Genomic DNA, 19,936 nt, shown 5'->3' with positions numbered 1-19,936 from the left:
ACCGCCGAGGTCACCCTCACCCACGGCGACGACGGCGAGTTCACCCTCTCCGCCGTCCTCAGCCCCGTCCTCGGCGGCGTCGACCAGCACACCGCACAGCAACTCGCCGACGCCGCCCACCAGATCTGCCCCTACTCCAAGGCCACCCGCGGCAACATCCCCGTCACCATCACCGCCACCGCCGCCTGACCCACCGCCCGCACCACCAGTCACCACATACCCCCGCCACAAACCCACCCACCACAACCCACCCCACCGACCGCACCACCGCACCCATCCGCCGTACCGCTCGAAAAACGGGAGCCGCCATGTCCTCCGCAGTGATCACCCAGGAGCGGACGCGAGCGCGCCGCAGGACCGGTCGCACCGCCCGCACCCCGGCCCCGGAGGGTACGGCCGGGGCAACGGGAACGCCTGGAACGGCCACGACGCCGGGCACGGCCGGCACGGTCCCCGCCGCGGCCGCCCTCGGCGGGCGGCCCGCCCAGGACCCCGTCCTGGTGTGGTCCTGGGCCGAGACGGCGGCGATGGCCGGATACGGTCCCGGAGCGGCCCTGTTCCTGTGACTCCCCCACCGGCGGACCGGGCACGCCGAAGGTGCCCCACGCGCCCGCCCGCCCTCCTCGCCGGGACCTCGTGAACCTCACACCCTCCCCGCTCCGTTGTCCCGGTGTGAGGCCCTGATGCCCCGGCGACGGCATCAGGGCCCTGCCGCACCCGGCAGTCAGAGCCCCGCTCCCCCCGGCAGCAGCCGGTCAGCACTGCCGAACAAGCCAGGCGGCCCCCCGCAGGTCCCGCTCAGGGGGCCGCCTTCCCGTTCCGGCGCCGTTCCCCGGGCAGCCGGAACCGGACGGCCCCGCCCGCCCCGTCCACGGGCGGGCGGGGCCGCAGGACCAAGAAGCACGGGACCAGCGGCCACAGGACCAGCGGCAGGCACGAGCGGCACCACGTCTCACCGGCGCGGGCGCGGACGGCGCCCCCGTTCCGCGCCCGTTCACCCCACCCTCACGAAGGGGCCTCGTACCGTCCGGAACCACGGCCTAACCTCATCGGGTCCGCTCCCCCGTTCCCGCCACGCCCCGCCCGGCTCCGACCCGAACGAGGTTCCCCATGACCCTCCGGCGCGCCCTGGCCCTGCTCACCGCCCTGCCCGCACTCGCCCTCGCCCTCCCGGCGAGCGCGCAGGCGTCCACCGCCGCCCCCCGGCATCCCGCCCCGCCCCGCCACCGGACCCCCTTCGACCTCCAGGCCCACCGCGGCGGTCTCGGCCTCACCACGGAGGAGTCCCTGGAAGGGTTCGGCAAGGCGCTGCGCCTCGGCGTGAGCACCCTGGAACTGGACACGCAGATCACCAGGGACCGCAAGGTGGTCGTCAACCACGACCGGCAGATCAGCGCCCAGAAGTGCGCGGACACCGGGCCGGTGACACCGGGCGACCCGATGTACCCGTACGTCGGGAAGTACATCAAGGACCTGACGCTCGCCCAGATCAAGACGATGGACTGCGGCTACCGGCAGTTGCCCGGCTTCCCCGGGCAGGAGCAGATCAAGGGCCTGCGGATGGTGGAGCTGAAGGACGTCCTGGACCTGGTCAAGCGCTACCGGGCCCGGCAGGTCAAGCTGAACATCGAGACCAAGGTGGAGGCGGGCGCGCCGGAACAGACGGCGCCGCGCGCCCTGTTCGTACGCCTGGTGTACGAGGAGATCCACCGCTCGGGCATCGAACGGCAGGTCACCGTCCAGTCCTTCGACTGGGGCGCGCTGAAGGCGATGCACCGGCTCGCGCCGTCGTACCCGCTGGTGGCCCTGACCAATTACGACTTCCTCCAGGTGGGCAGGCCCGGCGCGTCACCGTGGCTCGGCGGCGTCGACGCCGACGACTTCGACGGCGACTTCGTGAAGGCCGCCGCCGCTGCCGTCCCCGGCCTCACCACGCTCTCGCCCAACTACGGCTTCCCGCAGAACGGCACGGTCGCCGACCCGGACTTCCGCTTCTACCCCGACGCGGGGATGGTCCGCGAGGCCCACCGGCGCGGACTGAAGGTCGTCCCGTGGACCTGCGACGACCCCGCGACGCTGGCGGCGCTGATGGACCTGGGCGTGGACGGGGTCATCACCGACTACCCGGACCGCGTCCGCGCCCTGATGGCCGAGCGCGGCATGCGGCTGCCGAGGGCCTACCCGGGCCCCCGGCACTGATCCCGGTCCTGGCTCAGGCGGGGCGTTCCCCGCGCCGGTGCGGGTGGGAGGGGTAGACACCGAGGATGCGCACCTCGGAGGAGAAGAAGCGCAGCTCCTGGAGGGCGAGCGCGACGTTGGGCTCGTCGGGGTGGCCCTCGATCTCGACGTAGAAGCGGCTCGGGTTGAGCCCGGCGCCCATCTGGTAGCTCTCGATCTTGGTGAGGTTGACGCCGCTGCTGGCGAACCCGCCGAGCGCCTTGTAGAGGGCGCTCGGGATGTTGCGCACGCAGAAGAACAGGCTGGTCACCGTGGGCTCGTCCGTGCCCGGCCAGGGCCCCTGTTCCCGGGAGAGCACCACGAACCGCGTGGTGTTGTCCGGGTCGTCCTCGACCCCCGCGCGCAGCACGTCGAGGCCGTACAGCGCGGCGGCGGCGGGCGGGGCGAGCGCCGCGTGCCGCGGGTCGCCCAGTTCGGCCACCTCACGGGCCGAGCCCGCCGTGTCGTCGCTGACCAGCGTGCGCCAGCCGCCCTCGCGCAGCAGCTTGCGGCACTGGCCGAGGGCGTGCACGTGGCTGCGGACGCACTCCACCTGGTCGAGGGAGGCGCCCGGGACACCCATCAGGTCGAACCGGATGGCGAGGAAGTACTCGCCGACGATGAACAGACCCGACTCCGGCAGCAGGTGGTGCACGTCCGCCACCCGGCCCGCCGCGGAGTTGTCGACGGGGATCGCCGCCACGTCGGCCGTGCCCAGCGTCACCGCGTCCAGCGCCTGCTCGAATCCCGTGCAGGGCAGCTCGGTGCCGTCCGGGAACAGCGCGCGGGCGACGGTCGCGGAGTTGGAGCCGCGCTCACCCTGATATGCGACGGTCGTCACCGTGTATCGCCTTCCACCGTGGGGGTCCTCTCGTCGGGCGGCAGCAGGTCCACCGCGTACCGCATGTACTGCAGTATCGGGGTGCTGTCGTCCACCAGGGAAATCAGGGGGTCCTCCGCCGCGCTCCGGCGGAAGGCGAGACCGTACTCGTACGCGGCCGAGACCACCTGGTGCACCAGCCGGGCCGCCCGCCGGACCTGCCCGGCCAGCACCGCCCGGGCGGCCGGCCGGTCCCCGGCGGCCGCCCGGGCGACACCGTGCAGCCGCGCCGCCAGGCTCAGCCGCTCGTCGTGGAGAGCCGCGGCCAGCTCGGCCGCCGCGCCGGCCGGTGACATCATCGCCCCCGGTGCGTCGAGCCGGGCCAGGGCGTCGGTCAGCCGCCGCGCGGCGCCGAACGCCAGGCCCGCGACCGCCGCCCACACGAACACCGCGTCCCCGGCCCCCAGCGGCGTGCCCGCCGAGCTGGTGGCGAACCCGCCCGGCACGTACGCGTCCGCCAGCCGGAACACCGTGCCGCAGCCCGGCCCCCGCGTGTCCCCGGCGGCGCGGGCCCCGTCCGCCGGCCGGGGCAGCACCTTGGACGCCACCACGACCACGTCCGGGTCGGCCACCCCGAAGGCCTCCCCGGCCGCCCCGGCCCGGCGCGGGTGCTCGGTCAGCCGCAGCGCCAGCCACCGGCCGCCGGCCGCCTCCTGCGCTCCCGCTCCCGCTCCCGCCGGTGGCAGCCGCCACTGCCCCGACACCGAGAACCCGCCCGCGACACCCCGCACGAGCGGAGCGGCGCCGGACGGATCCCAGGGGACGGCCGCGGGGAGCGGTGCGGACCAGTTCCACACGGAGGTGAACGACTCCCACGCCGCCGACGCGTCGGAGTGCCCGTCCCGCTCGTAGAAACCGAGCACCCGCACCGGATCGGCGTACGGCCCGACGATCCGCAGGTACCCGCCCCGCACGCCGGTCTGTTCCCGCTCAGGCAACCCGCTCACCGGCCTCGTGCGCGCCCCCGTGCTCATACGCCCGCCCGCGTTCGTGTGCGTATGCCGCCGTGTGGACGACGTTGTCCAGTTCCGCGCCGCGCGCGAACCGGTCCAGCTGCCGCCGCAGGAAGTCCACGCTGTGCTGCGGGAACGCGTCGGTGAAGGCCGCCACGTGCGGAGTGACGAGGACGCCGGGCAGGTCCCACAGGGGATGGCCCTCGGGCAGCGGCTCGGGATCGGTCACGTCCAGGGCGAGGCGCAGCCGGCCGCCGCGCACCTCGCGCAGGGCGGCGGCGGTGTCCAGCAGTTCCCCGCGGGCGACGTTCACCAGCAGGGCGCCGTCCTTCAGCAGCGCCAGCTGTGCCGCGCCGAACATGCCGCGCGTCGCCTCGGTCAGCGGGGCGCACAGCACCACGGCGTCGGCCGTGGGCAGCAGCGCGGACAGTTCCGCCGCGCCGTGCACGCGGCCCGCCGGGGTCGTACGCGCCGTCCTGGCCACGAGGACGACCTCGCAGCCGAACGCGCCGAGCCGTGCCGCCACGGCCGCGCCCACGGCGCCGTATCCGACCACCACCACACGCTTGCCGACCAGCGTGGTGCCGGTGACCGGGCGCCAGTCCCCGGCGGCCTGCCGGCGGGCGTAGTGGCCGAGGCCGCGGGCGAGGGCGAGCAGCAGGGCGACGGCCAGTTCCGCGGTGGCCTCGCGGTGCACTCCGCGGGTGGTCGCCAGCCGTGCCCCGGCCGGCAGCAGGTCGAGCAGCGGCACCATGTGGTCGTACCCGGAGCTGAGGAGCTGGACGACCTCGACGTTGACCGCCCGCGGCAGCAGGTGGGCGAAGACGCGTTCCGAGCCGGTCGCGGGGGGCCCGACCAGGAAGCTCACCTCGCGCGGGTCGCCGGGCAGCGAGGCGGAGCCGTCCCAGTAGCGGTAGGAGAGTCCTTCCGGCAGGCGGGGAACCCGTTCCGGTCGGTACGGGAGCCACACCGTCTTGCCGTCGTTCATCGTGCCTCAGCCTCTTCCGCGTCCCGCCGCGCCGCACGGGCGCGGAACCCTCCGGTCACGTCCGTGAGAACACGTGTGCATGTACTCATTTCGCCAACGTGTGCAAGTCGGCCGAAAGTTCACGTGAGGTACGGCACACCACTTGTCGGGCCCTGCGTGAACCCCGCCGCCGTGCCGCCGCGTGTACCCACCGGGGGGGGGACGTGGGTGCGCTCACCCACGAGGACATCGCCCACGAGGACACCACGTGAACCACACAGCGCCTGGACGGCCGACCTCCGCCGCCGGCCTCTCCGCCCTGCGGGCCGCGGTCGCGGGCCCGGTGCTCACACCCGAGGACGCGGCCTACGCGACGGAGTGCACCGGTCACAACCTGCTGCACGTGCCCCGGCCGTCGGTCGTCGTCTGCGCGACGCGCACCGAGGACGTGGTCGCCGCCGTACGGTTCGCGGCGCGGCACGGCATGCCCGTCGCGGTGCGCAACGCCGGGCACCAGACGGTCCTCCCGGACACCGGCGACTGGCTGCTGATCACCCTGCGCCGCATGCCCGACGTCGTCGTGGACGCCGAGCGCCGCACCGTCACGGTGGGCCCCGGCGCCCGCTGGGACCACGTCCTGCCCGAGACGGGCCGCCACGGGCTCGCGCCCGCCTGCGGTTCGGCCCCGGGCGTCGGGGTGATCGGCTACACCCTGGGCGGCGGGATCGGCCCGCTGCTGAGCCGCAGGTACGGGTACGCCGCCGACCACGTGCGCCGGATGGAGGTCGTCACGGCGGACGGCGCCGTCCGGGAGGTCACGCCGGACGGCGAACCCGGCCTCTTCTGGGCGCTCCTGGGCTGCAAGGGCAACTTCGGCGTGGTCACCCGCATGGAGTTCGGCGTCTTCCCCGTGCGCCGCTTCTTCGGTGGCGGACTCTGGTTCCGCGGCGAGGACACGGCCCACGTGCTGGGTGTGTGGCGGAGCCTGCTCGAAGGGCTGGACGAGCGCACCACGACCTCCGTCGCCGTGCAGCGTCTGCCGCCGCTGCCCCACCTGCCGCCCGTGCTGCGCGGCGCGTTCGTCCTGCACGTGCGCGTCGGGCATCTCGGACCGGCCGCCGAGGGCGAGCACCTGGTCGCGCCGCTGCGGGCCGCGGCACCGCTCCTGCTGGACACCCTCGCGGAGCGGCCCCACGAGGAGGTGGGTGCCATCCATGTGGACCCGGTGCGGGCGGCGTACGTCACGGAGACCACCGTGGGGCTGCGGGAGCTGACCGCAGGCACCCTCGCCGCGTACGCGGAACTCACCGGCCCGGACTCCGGCTGCCCGCTCAGCACCGTCGAGATACGCGCCCTGGGCGGCGCTCTGGACCGGGAACCGCCGGTCCCCAACTCGGTGCCGTCGCGGGGCATTCCGTTCGTGACGTTCGCCGCGGGCGCGGGCGGGCCGTCCGACGCCGCACGGATGACCGGGCCGCTCGCCGCGTACGCCCGGAGGATGGCCGCGTGGGGGGACGACCGGAGCATCATGAACTTCCTGTCCCCACAGGCGGCGCGGGAGGAGGCGGACGTGCGCAGACTGTTCGGAGGGCAGCGGTACGACCGGCTGGCGGCGGTCAAACGGCGCTACGACCCGGGGAACATGTTCCGTCTCAACCACAACGTCCGGCCCGCGTAGGCCGGCGGCCCGCCGGCCGCGAGGCGGCTCCCGGCCGGGGCGGGCCGTGCCCGAGCCGGGTTCACCTCGCTCCGGGCGGCACCGGGCACGGGCTCCGCCGCGGGGACCGGCACCTGCTCAGGCCCGCTCAGGCCTCCGAGCGCCGCGGCAGCCGCCAGTTGGGCCGCGGGAAGTGGCAGGTGTAGCCGTCCGGGTAGCGCTGGAGGTAGTCCTGGTGCTCGGGCTCGGCCTCCCAGAAGGGGCCCGCGGGCACGACCTCGGTCACCACCGGTCCGGGCCACAGTCCCGACGCGTTCACGTCGGCGATGGTGTCCTCGGCGATCCGCCGCTGCTCGTCGTCCAGGTAGAAGATGGCGGAGCGGTAGCTGTCGCCGATGTCGTTGCCCTGCCGGTTCTTCGTGGTCGGGTCGTGGATCTGGAAGAAGAACTCCAGGAGGGCGCGGTAGTCGGTCGCGGTCGGATCGAAGGTGATCTCGATCGACTCCGCGTGGCCGTCGTGGCGGCGGTAGGTGGGGTTCGCCAGCTCGCCCCCGCTGTATCCGACGCGTGTGCCGAGCACGCCCGGGAGGTTCCGGATCAGCTCCTGCATGCCCCAGAAGCAGCCTCCGGCCAGCAGGGCCCTCTCCTCGACGTCTGTCATGACATCTCGCCTTTCTTTCCGCATCTCTTCTTCTCGGACAGCCTCGCACATGGCCCCTGCCTGCTCACACCGCCGGCGGCCGGGTTCGGGGCGGTGGGTGTGCGTGGGTGGGTTGGGTGGCCGTGCCTCCTTCCCCTGTGGGCCTCGACCTCATCATCACCCCTTCGACTGGTGACGCAATCATGGCAGACGAGTACGTCACCAGTCAAGAGGGTGACTTTGTGGCTACGGGGCGCTGCCCCGCTGTCGCCGTTGCGACATGTCCCACCTGTGCCAGGGCGGGCCGGTGACAGCCGCCTCACAGCCATCGGATTCTGTCCAGCGCGTGAACTCCGCTCAGCCCACGAGGGAAGGCATGGCACCGATGAGACAGATCCGCCTGATGGCGGCGACCGCCGCGGGCTTCGCCCTGGCCGCAGGCGCCGTGACGCCGGTGACGGCCGCGCCCGGCCCGCAGCCGGCCACACCACGGGCGCACCCGGCAGCCGCGTCCGCGGACAGCGCGGCCACGGTCCGCCTGGTCACGGGTGACACCGTCACCGTGACGAGAGGACCGGACGGCCACCAGAGCGCCGCCGTGCGGCCGGGCCCCGGACGCGAGCGCATCGTCTTCCAGACGTTCGAGCAGGACGGTCACATCTCGGTGCTGCCGTCCGACGCCCAGCCCCTCGTCATGGCGGGACGGCTGGACAGGTCCCTGTTCGACGTCACCGCCCTCCTCGCGCAGAAGTACGACACCGCCCACACCGCCGCCCTCCCCCTGCTGGTCAGCGCCTCCGGCGGCGCGGCGGCCCCGGCCGAACGCAGACTCGCCGCGTTCGCCGAGAAATCGGCGAAGACGGAGAAGACGGAGAAGACGGAGACGTCGAGGCCGGCAGGCTCCGAGAAGTCACCGGACGCCGGGAAGCCCGCGGCCTCCGGGGGCTCCCCGGACTCCCCGCCGCCCGCCCCCACCCGCACCCTCGCCAGCATCCACGCCCGCGCCCTGCGCGTCGCACAGAGCGACCTGGGCCGCTTCTGGGAGCAACTGGCCCCGGCCGGCGGGAAGTCGCGGACCTCCTCCGCGCTCACCGCCGTCCCCCGCGTGTGGCTGGACGGCCGGGTCCACGCCGTACTCGACCGCAGCACCGCCCAGATCAACGCCCCGGCCGTCTGGCAGAAGGGCGACCGCGGCGACGGCGTCAAGGTGGCCGTGCTCGACACCGGCGCGGACCGGTCCCACCCCGACCTGGCCGGGCGGATCAGCAAGACCGAGGACTTCTCCGGCAGTTCGGGCACCGGCGACGTCTTCGGACACGGGACGCACGTCGCCTCGATCGTCGGCGGGAGCGGCGCGGCCTCCGGCGGCACCCGCAAGGGCGTCGCGCCCGCGGCCGACCTGCTGATCGGCAAGGTCCTCGGTGACGACGGGTTCGGCACCGAGTCCCAGGTGATCGCCGGCATGGAGTGGGCCGCGGCCCAGGGCGCCAAGGTCGTCAACATGAGCCTGGGATCCGACGAGGCCAGTGACGGCACGGACGCGATGAGCCTGGCGCTGAACGAACTGAGCCGCACCACCGGCACGTTGTTCGTGGCCGCCGCGGGCAACAGCGGCGAGAACGGCGAGATCACCGTGGGCTCCCCCGGCGCCGCCGACGCCGCCCTCACCGTCGGCGCCGTGGACCGCGACGACTCGCTGGCCGCCTTCTCCAGCCGCGGCCCGCGGGCCGGTGACGGGGCCGTCAAACCGGACGTGACCGCGCCCGGCGTCGGCATCGTGGCGGCCCGCGCCTCGGGCACCACCATGGGCGACCCGGTGGACCGCTACTACACGGCCGCCTCCGGTACCTCGATGGCCACCCCGCACGTGGCCGGCGCCGCCGCCCTCGTCGCCCAGCGGCACCCCGGCTGGACCGGCTCTCAGATCAAGGACGCCCTGGTCAGCACCGCCCGCACCATCGAGGGGCAGAAGACCACCGAGCAGGGCGGCGGACGCATCGACGCCGCCGCGGCGGCCCTGGGCCCCGTCACCGCCACGGGCGGTCTGAGCCTCGGGTCCTTCCAGCCCGGCGATGGCCCGCGCACCACCACCGTGCACTACACCAACAGCTCCGGCACGGACGTCACCCTCGCCCTCGCCGCGCACCTGACCGACGTGCACGGCCGGGCCGTGCCGTCCGCCGCGCTCGGTGTGGCGTCCTCGGTACGCGTGCCCGCGCACGCCACGGCCGACGTCCCCCTGACCGTGCGCCCCGCGCAGGTCCCCCGGGGCACGTACTACGGCTACGTCACCGGCACCGCCGCCGGTGCCGCCGCCCCCGCCGTCCACACCACCCTCGACCTCACGGTGCACGGCCCCGTGCACCGGCTCACGGTGGTGTCGTACGACGAGAAGGGCGACCGCGTCCCCCTCCAGCCGGTCGTCTGGGGCCCCGGCGGCTTCGTGCCGTACACCGACTTCGAGCACGCCGTCACCGAGGTGGAGGAAGGCACGTACCAGGTCAGCGAGACCTTCATGGTCCGCACCCGCGACGGCGAGGAGATGCGCGCGGTGGTGCTCCCGGAGGTGAAGGTCACCAAGGACACCACCGCCACCGTGGACGCCCGCGCGACCACGCCCGTGGAGATCCGCACCCCGAGGCCCGCCGAGCAGCGCGGCGCGATCAGCTTCCAGACGTACCGCGAGATCGACGGCCGCAGCCTCACCCAGGGCACGATGTACTTCGACATCGCCAAGCGCGTCTACGTCAGCCCCGCTCCCCCGGTGCAGGACGGCACGTTCGAGTTCTCCTCCCGCTGGCAGCTCGTCGCTCCCCTGCTGGAGGCCAGGGCCGCCGGGATGCCCGGCAAGCTGGACGCCTACTACATGCCCGCCTCCCCGCTGTTCGACGAGCGCGGCGCCGCCCTGACCGCCGTGGACGCCGGGGACGCGGCCGCCCCCGCGTTCGGCCGGGCCCGGGGCCGGATCGCCGTCCTCACCAACACCACGGGCGCGAGCGAACCCGCCGTCATCGCGCAGGCCGCGGCGGCGGGTGCCAGGGCCGTCCTCCTGGTCGACTCCTCGGACATCGCCTGGACCCGCTGGCGGCCGGACGGCGACCGCTGGGCCGTGCCCACCGTCCGCATCGGCGCCACCGCCGGGGCCCGGCTGCTGGGGCTCATCCACCGGCACACCGAACGGATGACCTTCCACGGCACCGCCCGCAGCCCCTACCTGTACGACGTGGTGCAGGTCAGCGAGCAGGGCATCCCGCGCCACGTCGTCCACACCGTCTCCGACCGCAACAGCGCGGCCGTCCGCACCACGTACGCGGACACCGGCGGCACCGGCTGGATCTCCGAACAGCGCTTCGCCCGGCGCCCCTACCAGCGGACGGCCTGGAACCAGTACAACCGCTACGTGCCCACCGGCTTCACCCGCACCGAGTACGTCAGCGCCGGTGACACCGTCTGGCAGCACCTGGTGCACCACACCACGGCCTTCGACCCGGACCAGACGCTGGCCGTGGGCCTGCGGGACGATCCGCGCACCTACCGGGCCGGCACCCGGTCCACGGAGACCTGGCAGGGCGCAGTGGTCCGCCCGTCGATCCCGGCGGGCACCACGACTCCGACGGTCCGGACGGGCGACGTACTGCACCTGTGGATCCCCGAGTTCACGGACTCCCAGCCCGGTCACTGGTCGCGGCTCGTGGAGGGCGGCGGAGACATCGGCGGCCTCTCCGGCTCCCGGCAGGCATCGACGGGCGACACCGCCACGGCGGTGCTGTACCGGAACGGGAAGAAGTACGCGGACCTGGGCACCGCCTGGGTCGACGCCGAAGTCCCCGCCGGCCAGGCCGGCTACCGCCTGGACATGACCACCTCCCGCACCTCCTCCACCTGGCGCTACGCCACCGCCACCAGCACCTCGTGGTCGTTCCGCTCGCGCCACACCGAGCAGGCCGTCCCGCTCTCGCTGCTGCAACTCGACTACGACGTCCCGGTCGACGCGCGCAACACGGTCACGGCCCCGGGGCGGTACGACGTCGGTGTCACCGTCCGCGCCCAGGACGGTGCCCCCGCCCCGCGCGGTGTCACCGTCCGGGTCGAGACCTCCACCGACGACGGACACACCTGGCACACGGCCCGCCCCGGCCACCGCACCGGCAACACCTTCCGGGCCGGCGTCACCCGGGCCGGGGGCCACGGCACCTCGTACGTCACCCTCCGCGTCACGGCCGAGGACGCGTCGGGCAACCGCGTCCAGCAGACCGTCCGACGCGCCTGGGCCGAGCGCCGGTAGGCATTCAGGCACTGTCCCGTGAACGGAAGGGCGAGCGGTGATCCGGCCGCTCGCCCTTCCGTCCCTGTTCACCCCTCTTCACGACAATCATCCCGCTCCCCACTTGCCCTACAGTCTTCAACCAGCGCCCACGGCAAGCGGGGAGGACGTGCGGGATGCTGGAAGCCGCTGGAGTCTCACGAGTGCAGGAATCCGTCTACCGCCTGCTCGTCATGTCCGGCCGGGCCACGGTCGACGACATCGCCCGGCGCACCGCGCTGCCGCACGCCGAGGGCGCGCGGATCCTCGACACCCTGGTCGCGATGGGGCTGGCCGTCCCCACCGACGGCTCCCCCCGGCTGTACCGGGCCGTGCCGCCGGACGTGGCCCTGCTCCCGCGCATCAAGAAGAACGCGGAGGCCCTCGACCTCGCCCGGACGGAGGCCGCCCGCCTGATCGAGACACACCGCGACACCGTGCGCCGCCACGACGCCGGGCAACTGCTCGAAGTGATCACCGGCGCCGAGGCGCTGCGCCAGCACCTGAGACAGATCCAGACCAACACGCGCGAGGAGATGCTCTGGTTCTGCAAGGCCCAGTACGTGGCCATGCCGTCCGGCAGCAACGCGGAGGAGTACGAGGCCCTGGCCCGGGGCGTGCGCTACCGCGTCCTGTACGAGCAGGCCTTCTTCGACGACGAGGGTGCCGTGGACAACGTTGCCACCGGGATGCGGGCGGGCGAGGAAGCACGCTCCGTCCCCACCCTCCCGCTGCGGCTGGCCATCGCCGACCGCTCGGTCGCTCTCTTCCCCCTCGTCCCCGGCGGCCCCCACGGCAGCCCCGACGAGCCGACCACCGCACTGGTGCGCGACAGCAACCTGCTCAGCGCCCTGGTGGCCCTGTTCGAAAGCTACTGGGAGAACGCCGTCCCCCTGCACCTGACGGACACCGACGGCTCCTCCCCGGTCCCGGGCGCCGAGGACGCGGACCCACGCGCCCGGCTGTCACCGACCGACAGCAAATTGCTGTCCCTGCTGGTCGCCGGGGTGGCCGACAAGGCGATCGCCTCCCACCTGGGGCTGAGCCGGAGGACCGTCCAGCGCCGCATCCAGGGCCTGATGGAACGCGCCGGTGCGGAGACCCGGATGCAGCTCGCCTGGCAGGCCGCCCGACGCGAGTGGCTGTAAAACACATATCTCCCGAGCGGATGGTCCGCATCATCGCTGAGCAGCGGAAAGAGTCCGCCCAAAGGAGCACCGACCGTACGGACTTGACATCCATGTGGTGAAACGTGTGTTGTGGCCACGATCGGCCGCCCCCACACGACCAGGCCACCACAGCTCACACCTGGGCCCCGTGTCACGGCATCCACGGGTGTGAGTTGCGACCAGAAATGGAAACCTCCCATGTCAAGAGCCCGCCATTTCGCACTGGGGTCAGTGCTGAGCACGACCGCGGCCGTGCTCATCGTCTCCGCCGGCAGCACCTTCAGCGCGTACGCGGCGAGCCCGCAGTCCTCCGTCACCCAGCAGGGCGCCTTCCACCCCAACCCGAACGCGGCCGGCAGCCGGGTGGACTCCCCCTGCCAGTTCTCCGTGAACGGCCAAGACTGGCTGCCGAGCAGCGAGGCGCGCAAGCTCAGTCTGACCTCCGGCGCCGACGGCAAGCTGCACATCGGAGTCCGTGCCGGCAAGTGGGACGACTGCACGGTGTCCCTCGCCGCCTACCTGACCCACGGCCCGACCTGGCAGACCTCCGGCAAGCAGGAGTTCCTCGACTTCGACACCGTCAAGGTCTCGCACGGAGCGACCGGTCAGCTGGCCATCACCGCGCCCGGCAAGGACTGCTTCACCCAGATCGACCTCTACCGGGGGGACGTCAAGCACGACGGCAAGACCGCCGATCTGCCGGAGGGCCCCGACCACCCGGTGTTCACCGGCAACCTCATCGCGGCCTGGCAGGGCGGGAGCACGGTGTGCCAGGTCCCCCAGACCCCGTCCACGCCGCCCACCGTCCCCTCCCCCTCGGCCTCGACCCCGCCCGCCGAGTCGACGCCGCCGGCCGAGACAGCCCCGCCCGCGACTCCGACGCCCACCGCGTCCCAGCCCTCGGCCCCGGGCACGCCCACCCCGTCGGCCTCGGCGCCGTCCACCCCGCCCGCCTCCTCGACCACGTCCCCGGCCGCGGCCGTACCGGTCACCGCCCGGCCGAGCCAGTCCGGTGATTCGTCGACCCCTCTCGCCGAGACGGGCAGCAGCAACACCGTGCCGCTCACAGCGGGAGCGGCGGCTCTGGTGGCCGTGGGCGCCGGTGCCTTCGTGTTCGCACGGCGGCGGCGGGCGGCTCAGAAGGGCTGACGAGACACACGTTTCCGCAGCCAGGTGAAGTCTCGTGTGAATCGTGGTTCCGACTTACCATGGTTAACGGCAAAGGCGGAACCGGGCTGCGGCCGAAACGTTCCCGCCCGAGCGGGCCCGCCACAGGCAAGGTTGGCTGGGTCTCGGCTTAGACGAAGGAAAGTACATGGCAAGCGGCACCGTGAAGTGGTTCAACTCCGAAAAGGGCTTCGGTTTCATCGCCCAGGACGGTGGACCTGACGTCTTCGCGCACTACTCCAACATCGCGGGCAACGGCTACCGCGAGCTGGTCGAGGGCGAGCACGTCACTTTTGACGTCACCCAGGGCCAGAAGGGCCCGCAGGCAGAGAACATCGTCCGCGGCTGACCGTTCGCGCGCACAGGGCTCTGTCCCGCAGAATCGTTCTGAGCGAAGAATCGAACAGATCGAACAAGCTGTAGGACATTGACCAGACAGCAGGAAAGGCGTCCTGCGGATCGCACCTCATGTACGTCACGTCAATGAGGGACGATCCGCAGGACGCCTTCTGTTTCCCGGACGTCTTCCGTTTCCGGGGCGGCCTGCTCGCCTGCCGGCCTGACTCGCCGGACGTGCTCGCCGGGGGCTTGGTTCCCCGAGGGACCGGCCTTCCCGGACGGCCTGCTCTCCCGAAGGGGCCGGGCCCTCTCCCGGCCGGTGCGGTTCCCGGCCGAGCGGATCAGGATCAGGTCGCGCGGCGGAGCGGAACGACGACCCGCTCCCCCAGCCGACCCGGAACGATCCGGTAGTACTTGATGTGACCGATCTTCTCGGTCTCCTCCAGCCACCCCAGGCCGATCACCTGCTTGCGTGTCCGCGAGAACACGGGCGGCGCCATCCCCACCAGCTGGGCCAGCTGCGCCGCGGTCTCCAGTACGGCACCGGAGCGATCCGTCGGGTGCAGGGCGTACAGCATGACGACGAGACGCTGGTTGGCGGTCATGCCGGCCGTTGCCTCAAGCAGCTTGAGATTCTGCTGCTTGTCGTCACTGGTCACTTTGCCTCCCACCGTGCTGGAGTGTTCTCGTCGAAGCCCGGGATGTCCGGCGGATTGCACGTCCTCACCGCTTCACGCTGCTCCAGCCCTGTTCCATGGAAGGCAATGTACGGGCTGATGCGGTAGAAGTTGTAGTTGCCGATGCGTCCCCGGACGATCAGAACCCGATGCTTGGCCAGCTTTCTGTTGATCTTCCCGACCGCGTCCGTCGACATCCCCACCCGCTTGGCGATGTCCGCTCCCGTGGCCCTCAGTGGCTCCATACCCTCGGGCGACACACCGATCCACCACAGAACGAGGAACTTCTGACTGGGCGTGAAGGCCTTTGACTCGGTGATGGCCTCCACCCGCGCCTTGTCCACCTGTGTATGCCTGCCGGAGAAGGCATAAGGCGCATAAGGGACCGGCTCGCCGGTGTCGGCGTCGACCAGTCTGCGTACTGCTCCCAACAGGCCCTCCATGCGTGGGGCATTGATGCGCTGTTCATCCAGGGCGACCCGCAGGCCGACCATATGAACCTAACGTACATGAGCAGGAAGTCAATCAACTCCGCTCGTCGACCGTGTCGCTTGTCCTCCACACAGGGCACCACCGGTCCACCCCATGGCCCTCACCCGGCTGAGACATGTACGTGACGTCAATCTGCCACTGTTCTGAAACAGCGGTACCCAGTTCCCTCAGACGTACTGGCAGTTCCTGGGAACCGGGTGACAGATCGACGAACAGCGGTAACAGATCAAGGAATCTGGGTGATCAGTCCGAGGGAACCGGGTGCCCGGTTCCCTCGACCGCCCATGACGATCCGCCGAACTGCCTGCCAGTTCTGCCGATCTTGGTCCGGTCGGGCATTTACGCAGGTCAGAGGCGGTTTGGGCAGAGGACGCTCTCTTACTTCGTCCAACCCGCCGTGGGCCCTCCGGCTGCCTGTCCTCTCCGACACCGACGCGGACCCCACTGTTCCTGTACCACGGAAAGTCAGCCACTACGCGCCCGCGGCCGACGACTCAGGCGCGCGTATGCCTCCAGCAACCCCCACCCGGCTCAGCCACGCCTCGGGAAGAACTCGCCCTGACGGTCCCGCGCCGGCCGACGCACCCGGACCGCCGGTGAACGTCAGCGCCTGTGGGAGGTTCGCGGAGAGTCCCTTCCCGTGAGCGCCTCGCCAGAGGCCTCGCCTGAGAGTCGCTCTCTGAGAGCTGTGGCCTCTCCTCCCCTCTCTTCCCCTATTACGCCGTAATAAGGCCGTCCCCCTATTACGGCGTAATAGGGGGACGGCCTGTGGTGACGGTGTGGGCTGTCAGCGGGTGCTGCTGGGGGACTCCAGCCGTTCCTGCTGATGCTTGTTCAGGATGACCAGCATCCGGTCGAACTCCGTGACGCTCATCTTGCGGATCAGGTGCATGGCGAGGAAGGCGCCGTTGTCGTAGGGCAGTCGGCGGGCCCCGGAGCCGCCCGCGTCCGCGAGGTCCTGATCGGCAGCGGAAGCCCGGTTCGACCGGGGCTCGGGAACGGTCTCGGGAGCGGAGGCGGCCCGGACGGCCACCGACGCCGTGGACTCCCTGGACTCCCTGGCCTCCACCGACTCGCTCCGCTGTACGGACTCGACCCGCCCAGCCGGATCGAGGGACTCCCCTGCTTCCTCCTCTGCCGGTTCCGGCTCTCCGGACTCAGGGTCCACCCGGTCGTCTGCTGCGACCGGTTCAACCGTTCCGGCCTCGTGCAGGTCCTCGGAACCCACCCGCTCCTCGGAGCCCTCCCGCTCCTCGGAGCCCTCCGGCTCCTCAGCCTCGTGCCGCTCCGGCCCCTCGTCCATCTCCTCTGCCGGGGCGGGGGACACGGGGGACGGCGGGGCCATCGCGGCGGCGGCTGCCGTCTTGCGGTCCGTCTCCTTGCGGAGCCGCTCGGCCTTCAGCTCCTCCAGGGCGGCCTCCTGCCGCTCCTGGGGTTCCTTGGCCACGGCTCGGAGCAGTTCGACGGGCTCCGAGCCGACCGCCGCCTGAAGCTGCGGGGACAGGTTCAGCAGGGCGAGGCGCTGTGACACCCAGCCCTGGGACTTGCGGAGCCGCTTGGCGAGCTTGACCTGTGAACCGTGGATGGCGAGGAGCCGTTGCAGAGCGCGGGCCTCGTCGAGCGGATCCAGGTCGTTGCGGTGGATGTTGGCGACGAGTGCGGATTCGAGGATGGCGTCACCGTCACTCCCCTGCTCGTCGTCGACCATCACGTGGAGATGGGTGAGGCCGGCCTCCCGCGCGGCGGCGAGGCGGCTGCTGCCGTCGACGACGACATGCGTCGTGTCGGGGTCAAGGTCCTTCTCGCGGTCCGGGTTCGCCTTCAGATAGGCATCGCGGTTCATGACCGTGATGGCCTGCTTCTGGCCGTGCTCCCTGAGACTGCCCGCGAGTTCGGTGAGATCGCCGAGGGTGGTGCGGGGGTTCTCGGGGTTGGGGCTGATACGGGCGACGGGCAGACGGGTCGGCGGGGCGACCCCTTCCGTGGGGACGCCGGTGGCGGCACCGATCGCGGCGCGGCGGGCGCTGACCGGCCGGGCGCTTCCTCCGAAACGCCCTGCTCCGAGCTGATCGGCCTTGCTCATGAGATCTCCCGGGCCAGGGCCCGCATGCCGATGGCCTGTTGCGAGGAAGGGGCGTAACTGAGCAGAGGCTGCTTCATGCGCACTGCTTCCTTCTGTTCCTTCAGGTCGCTGATGAGACCGACGACCCGCGGATCCTTTATGTCGATCCAGCCCTGCAGCGAGGAGGTGGCGATGTAGCCACGACGGCCGTCGTAGAGGTTGACGACGATCCCCAGGTAGTCGATGTCGAGACCGAGGTCGTTGCGGAGGTCCTCGATCTGATTGGTGAGCAGGTCGTAGGCGTCGGCGGAACTGTCCTCGGCCTGGACGACGATGAGCGCGCCGGACTGGCCGGGGCGCTCGCCGTCGCGGCGGCGCCCGTAGTAGGCCGCCGCGTCCATGCTGAGCCCGAGGCTCGGCGGGCAGTCGACGAGGATCACGTCGTAATCGGCTTCCAGCGGAGTGAGAGCCCGTTCGAGGGCGGCCTCGCGGGCGCGCACGGCGGAGAGCCTGACGTCCAGCAGGAATGCGTCGTGACAGGCGGGCAGGAGGTGCAGTCGTCCGCCGAAGTGGTCCTCGTCGATGGAGACGATCAGGTCCCGCAGCTCACCCTTGGGATCCCCGGCCATGTGGTTGGTGAGGCTGTCACCGTTCATCGGCAGGGGCGCTGCCCCCAGTTGGTTGGTGAGGTGGCACTGAGGGTCGAAGTCCACCAGCAGGACACGCAGGCCGCGGCCGGGGAGCTTCTCGATGTCGAGCGGGTCGCCGGCGCTGTCGCCCGGTCCGCCGTCCTCGTCACCGGCCCGGAGAGCAGTGGCCAGGGCCTTGGCGACGCGCACGGGATACAGACGGTTGGAGTCCTCTGACAGGGCCTCACCCACACCGGCGGTGATCGCCGTCTTGCCGACGCCGCCCTTCTGGTTGCAGACGACGATGCGGCGGGTGATGTCCGGGCGCTGCACATCGGGAGCCGGATTGGTGTCGAGCCAGAGCTGAACGGACTGGGCGAGTCCCTGGATGAGGGAGACCCGGCGGTCCTCGGCGATGCCCCGGAACTCCTCCCACTGCCCGGGAGGAAGGAAGGTGGAGAAGGACTCGGCTCCGGCGGTGTCCACCGACGCGGTCGCCGAGGCCAGGCCGCACCAGGCGGCGATACCCTGCTCGACAGCGGTCTGGATCTCGATGCCGAGCTGCGCGGTTCTTACCTTGAGGTTCTGCCGGAGCCATCCCGGCAGTTTGGAGACGACCTTCGCTCGGTCGTTCGAGGTGGCTGGCGTACTCATGGCGCTACCTTACTAACGCCCTTGATCAACTGCAGCATCGACACGTTAGTTAGTACGACTTGGTGATGCGTCAGGTTCCCGGACTCGGGGGCCCTCCACCTATTACGGCGTAATAGGCAGGCCGGTTCACAGGGCTCGTGCCCCCCTCCGACCCTTCCCTGCGGACGGTCCTCGGCCGGGACCTATTACGGCGTAATAGGTCCCGGCCTCGCCGCCTTGAGGAACTCAGCGGCCGCGTCCAGGGCGAGGCGTGCCTCATCGGTGAGTGCCACGGGTCTGGCCGTCTGCTGTTCCTGCTTGGCGAGGGCCCGGACGGCCGCGTCCAGGTAGCGGTTGAGGCTCACCATCTGGAGCGGGGTACGGCAGTGCGGGAGTACCGCCTCGATCTCTTCGAACCAGTAGTCCGCGTCCTCGCCGAGCACCAGACCGTCACGCTGTTCCAGGAGCCGGCCCGCGGCAGGGACGAGGAGCGCATGCCGTCTCTCCGCTTCCTCCTGGGCGCGGCGCTCGGCGGCCTGTTCGAGGGCGAGCCGCCGCTCGGCCTCCAGTACCGCCTCCGGTGTGCGGCGTACCGGTCGGGCCGCCGGGGTCTCGTCGGTGAGCGTGCCCGCCCTGAGTCTCTTCGCCTTGTTGTACGCCGCGCTCGGTGCGTTGACCGCCAGGGCGGGCGCCAACTGTTCCCAGTGCGCTCCCGCCCCGCGGGCGTCGTCGACCGCCCGCACCTGGTGGAGTTCGCTCTGCTCCTTGAGGTACTCCCACAACCGGACCCGCTTCAGGGCCGCGTCCCGCCGTACGTCCAGGGACTGGCCCCGCAGGGCGTCGGTGTGCTTCTCCGCGTAGAGCAGCGCTCCGTACAGCTCGTCGTCGGCCGGCATGCGTTCCACATCGGGGTCCTCGGCGTTCTCATGGAGCTGCCGCAGCTCGCCGACCAGCGCGGCCGCGTCCAGGGACCCGATCCGTACAGGGGGCTTGACCAGGGGTTTTGTGGCTCTGGTCGGCTTACGTACGCGCTTCGCCATGGATGGGATTGTGCCCCCTCTCCCCTCGATTCACAGAATGTGAATCGGCAGAACGGGGCTTGCTCCAGGGACCAAGCGCCCCTCGGGGCTATTACGCCGTAATAACCGAGG

Annotated in this window: 16 protein-coding genes and 1 pseudogene; 8 read left to right on the top strand and 9 right to left on the bottom strand. The window is 71.7% G+C overall.

Going from position 1 to position 19,936, the window contains the following annotated elements:
- The 3 genes and pseudogenes from IG64_RS33570 to IG64_RS33560 all read left to right on the top strand — a co-directional run.
- A pseudogene (locus IG64_RS33570) lies at positions 1-189 on the top strand (osmotically inducible protein OsmC); the annotation flags it as partial.
- A gap of 119 nt (positions 190-308) precedes the next feature.
- A complete protein-coding gene (locus IG64_RS33565; protein ID WP_037863314.1) occupies positions 309-566 on the top strand; it encodes a hypothetical protein in 258 nt (85 codons plus the stop codon).
- Positions 567-1,110: 544 nt separating this feature from the next.
- Positions 1,111-2,199, top strand: a complete 1,089-nt coding sequence (locus IG64_RS33560) for a glycerophosphodiester phosphodiesterase family protein (protein ID WP_037863312.1) — start codon at positions 1,111-1,113, stop codon at positions 2,197-2,199.
- Positions 2,200-2,212: 13 nt separating this feature from the next.
- Here the strand turns inward: IG64_RS33560 and IG64_RS33555 are convergent, their stop codons facing one another.
- From IG64_RS33555 to IG64_RS33545, 3 genes are read right to left on the bottom strand one after another with little or no spacing between them, the layout of a single operon-like run.
- Positions 2,213-3,058: a prephenate dehydratase gene (locus IG64_RS33555; RefSeq protein ID WP_037863310.1), complete on the bottom strand. Its 846-nt coding sequence runs from the start codon at positions 3,056-3,058 to the stop codon at positions 2,213-2,215.
- Positions 3,055-4,044 (bottom strand): hypothetical protein, encoded by a 990-nt coding sequence (locus tag IG64_RS33550; protein ID WP_234438695.1) that lies wholly within the window; start codon positions 4,042-4,044, stop codon positions 3,055-3,057. The genes IG64_RS33555 and IG64_RS33550 overlap by 4 nt, the downstream gene beginning before the upstream one ends.
- Positions 4,028-5,038 carry an NAD(P)-dependent oxidoreductase gene (locus IG64_RS33545; RefSeq protein ID WP_051813623.1) on the bottom strand — a complete coding sequence of 337 codons (1,011 nt, stop codon included), beginning with the start codon at positions 5,036-5,038 and terminating at the stop codon, positions 4,028-4,030. The genes IG64_RS33550 and IG64_RS33545 overlap by 17 nt, the downstream gene beginning before the upstream one ends.
- Positions 5,039-5,285: 247 nt before the next feature.
- On the opposite strand from IG64_RS33545, the gene IG64_RS33540 reads away from it, so the two are divergent.
- Positions 5,286-6,695, top strand: coding sequence for an FAD-binding oxidoreductase (locus tag IG64_RS33540; protein ID WP_051813621.1), 1,410 nt, complete (start codon positions 5,286-5,288; stop codon positions 6,693-6,695).
- A gap of 127 nt (positions 6,696-6,822) precedes the next feature.
- Here the strand turns inward: IG64_RS33540 and msrA are convergent, their stop codons facing one another.
- Positions 6,823-7,335, bottom strand: coding sequence for a peptide-methionine (S)-S-oxide reductase MsrA (gene msrA, locus IG64_RS33535; protein ID WP_037863305.1), 513 nt, complete (start codon positions 7,333-7,335; stop codon positions 6,823-6,825).
- 364 nt (positions 7,336-7,699) lie between these two features.
- Here msrA and IG64_RS33530 point away from each other — a divergent pair, with 364 nt between their 5' ends.
- From IG64_RS33530 to IG64_RS33515, 4 genes are all read left to right on the top strand, one after another.
- Positions 7,700-11,599 (top strand): S8 family peptidase, encoded by a 3,900-nt coding sequence (locus tag IG64_RS33530; RefSeq protein WP_078884371.1) that lies wholly within the window; start codon positions 7,700-7,702, stop codon positions 11,597-11,599.
- 155 nt (positions 11,600-11,754) lie between these two features.
- Positions 11,755-12,765, top strand: a complete 1,011-nt coding sequence (locus IG64_RS33525; RefSeq protein ID WP_037863302.1) for a helix-turn-helix transcriptional regulator — start codon at positions 11,755-11,757, stop codon at positions 12,763-12,765.
- 252 nt (positions 12,766-13,017) lie between these two features.
- Positions 13,018-13,935, top strand: coding sequence for an LAETG motif-containing sortase-dependent surface protein (locus IG64_RS42950; RefSeq protein WP_051813619.1), 918 nt, complete (start codon positions 13,018-13,020; stop codon positions 13,933-13,935).
- 166 nt (positions 13,936-14,101) lie between these two features.
- A complete protein-coding gene (locus IG64_RS33515; protein WP_037863297.1) occupies positions 14,102-14,302 on the top strand; it encodes a cold-shock protein in 201 nt (66 codons plus the stop codon).
- A 337-nt stretch (positions 14,303-14,639) separates the two neighbouring features.
- Here IG64_RS33515 and IG64_RS33510 read toward each other — a convergent pair whose 3' ends face one another.
- The 5 genes from IG64_RS33510 to IG64_RS41740 form a co-directional block, all read right to left on the bottom strand.
- A complete protein-coding gene (locus tag IG64_RS33510) occupies positions 14,640-14,951 on the bottom strand; it encodes a hypothetical protein (RefSeq protein WP_018569291.1) in 312 nt (103 codons plus the stop codon).
- Positions 14,948-15,400 (bottom strand): MarR family transcriptional regulator, encoded by a 453-nt coding sequence (locus IG64_RS33505; RefSeq protein ID WP_037863325.1) that lies wholly within the window; start codon positions 15,398-15,400, stop codon positions 14,948-14,950. Before IG64_RS33505 ends, IG64_RS33510 begins: the two co-directional genes overlap by 4 nt.
- An 848-nt stretch (positions 15,401-16,248) precedes the next feature.
- On the bottom strand, positions 16,249-17,544 hold the full coding sequence (locus tag IG64_RS33500; RefSeq protein ID WP_037863295.1) for a ParB/RepB/Spo0J family partition protein: 1,296 nt from the start codon (positions 17,542-17,544) through the stop codon (positions 16,249-16,251).
- Positions 17,541-18,806, bottom strand: a complete 1,266-nt coding sequence (locus IG64_RS33495) for a ParA family protein (RefSeq protein WP_037863293.1) — start codon at positions 18,804-18,806, stop codon at positions 17,541-17,543. Before IG64_RS33495 ends, IG64_RS33500 begins: the two co-directional genes overlap by 4 nt.
- Positions 18,807-18,991: 185 nt before the next feature.
- Positions 18,992-19,825: a hypothetical protein gene (locus IG64_RS41740; RefSeq protein WP_234438694.1), complete on the bottom strand. Its 834-nt coding sequence runs from the start codon at positions 19,823-19,825 to the stop codon at positions 18,992-18,994.
- Between the last annotated feature and the right edge of the window lie 111 nt (positions 19,826-19,936).

It is taken from the genome of Streptomyces sp. NRRL S-340, from assembly GCF_000720185.1.
Classification (GTDB): Bacteria; Actinomycetota; Actinomycetes; order Streptomycetales; family Streptomycetaceae; genus Streptomyces.
Note: the sequence above shows the minus strand (reverse complement) of the source record. Positions and strands in the feature narration are given on the sequence as shown.

Bases quoted from the DNA above. Each gene is read 5' to 3' on its own strand.
- IG64_RS33530 (WP_078884371.1), top strand. From the start codon at position 7,700: ATGAGACAGATCCGCCTGATGGCGGCGACCGCCGCGGGCTTCGCCCTG.
- IG64_RS33495 (WP_037863293.1), bottom strand. From the start codon at position 18,806: ATGAGTACGCCAGCCACCTCGAACGACCGAGCGAAGGTCGTCTCCAAA.
- IG64_RS33515 (WP_037863297.1), top strand. From the start codon at position 14,102: ATGGCAAGCGGCACCGTGAAGTGGTTCAACTCCGAAAAGGGCTTCGGT.
- msrA (WP_037863305.1), bottom strand. From the start codon at position 7,335: ATGACAGACGTCGAGGAGAGGGCCCTGCTGGCCGGAGGCTGCTTCTGG.
- IG64_RS33525 (WP_037863302.1), top strand. From the start codon at position 11,755: ATGCTGGAAGCCGCTGGAGTCTCACGAGTGCAGGAATCCGTCTACCGC.
- IG64_RS33545 (WP_051813623.1), bottom strand. From the start codon at position 5,038: ATGAACGACGGCAAGACGGTGTGGCTCCCGTACCGACCGGAACGGGTT.
- IG64_RS33560 (WP_037863312.1), top strand. From the start codon at position 1,111: ATGACCCTCCGGCGCGCCCTGGCCCTGCTCACCGCCCTGCCCGCACTC.
- IG64_RS33565 (WP_037863314.1), top strand. From the start codon at position 309: ATGTCCTCCGCAGTGATCACCCAGGAGCGGACGCGAGCGCGCCGCAGG.
- IG64_RS33500 (WP_037863295.1), bottom strand. From the start codon at position 17,544: ATGAGCAAGGCCGATCAGCTCGGAGCAGGGCGTTTCGGAGGAAGCGCC.
- IG64_RS41740 (WP_234438694.1), bottom strand. From the start codon at position 19,825: ATGGCGAAGCGCGTACGTAAGCCGACCAGAGCCACAAAACCCCTGGTC.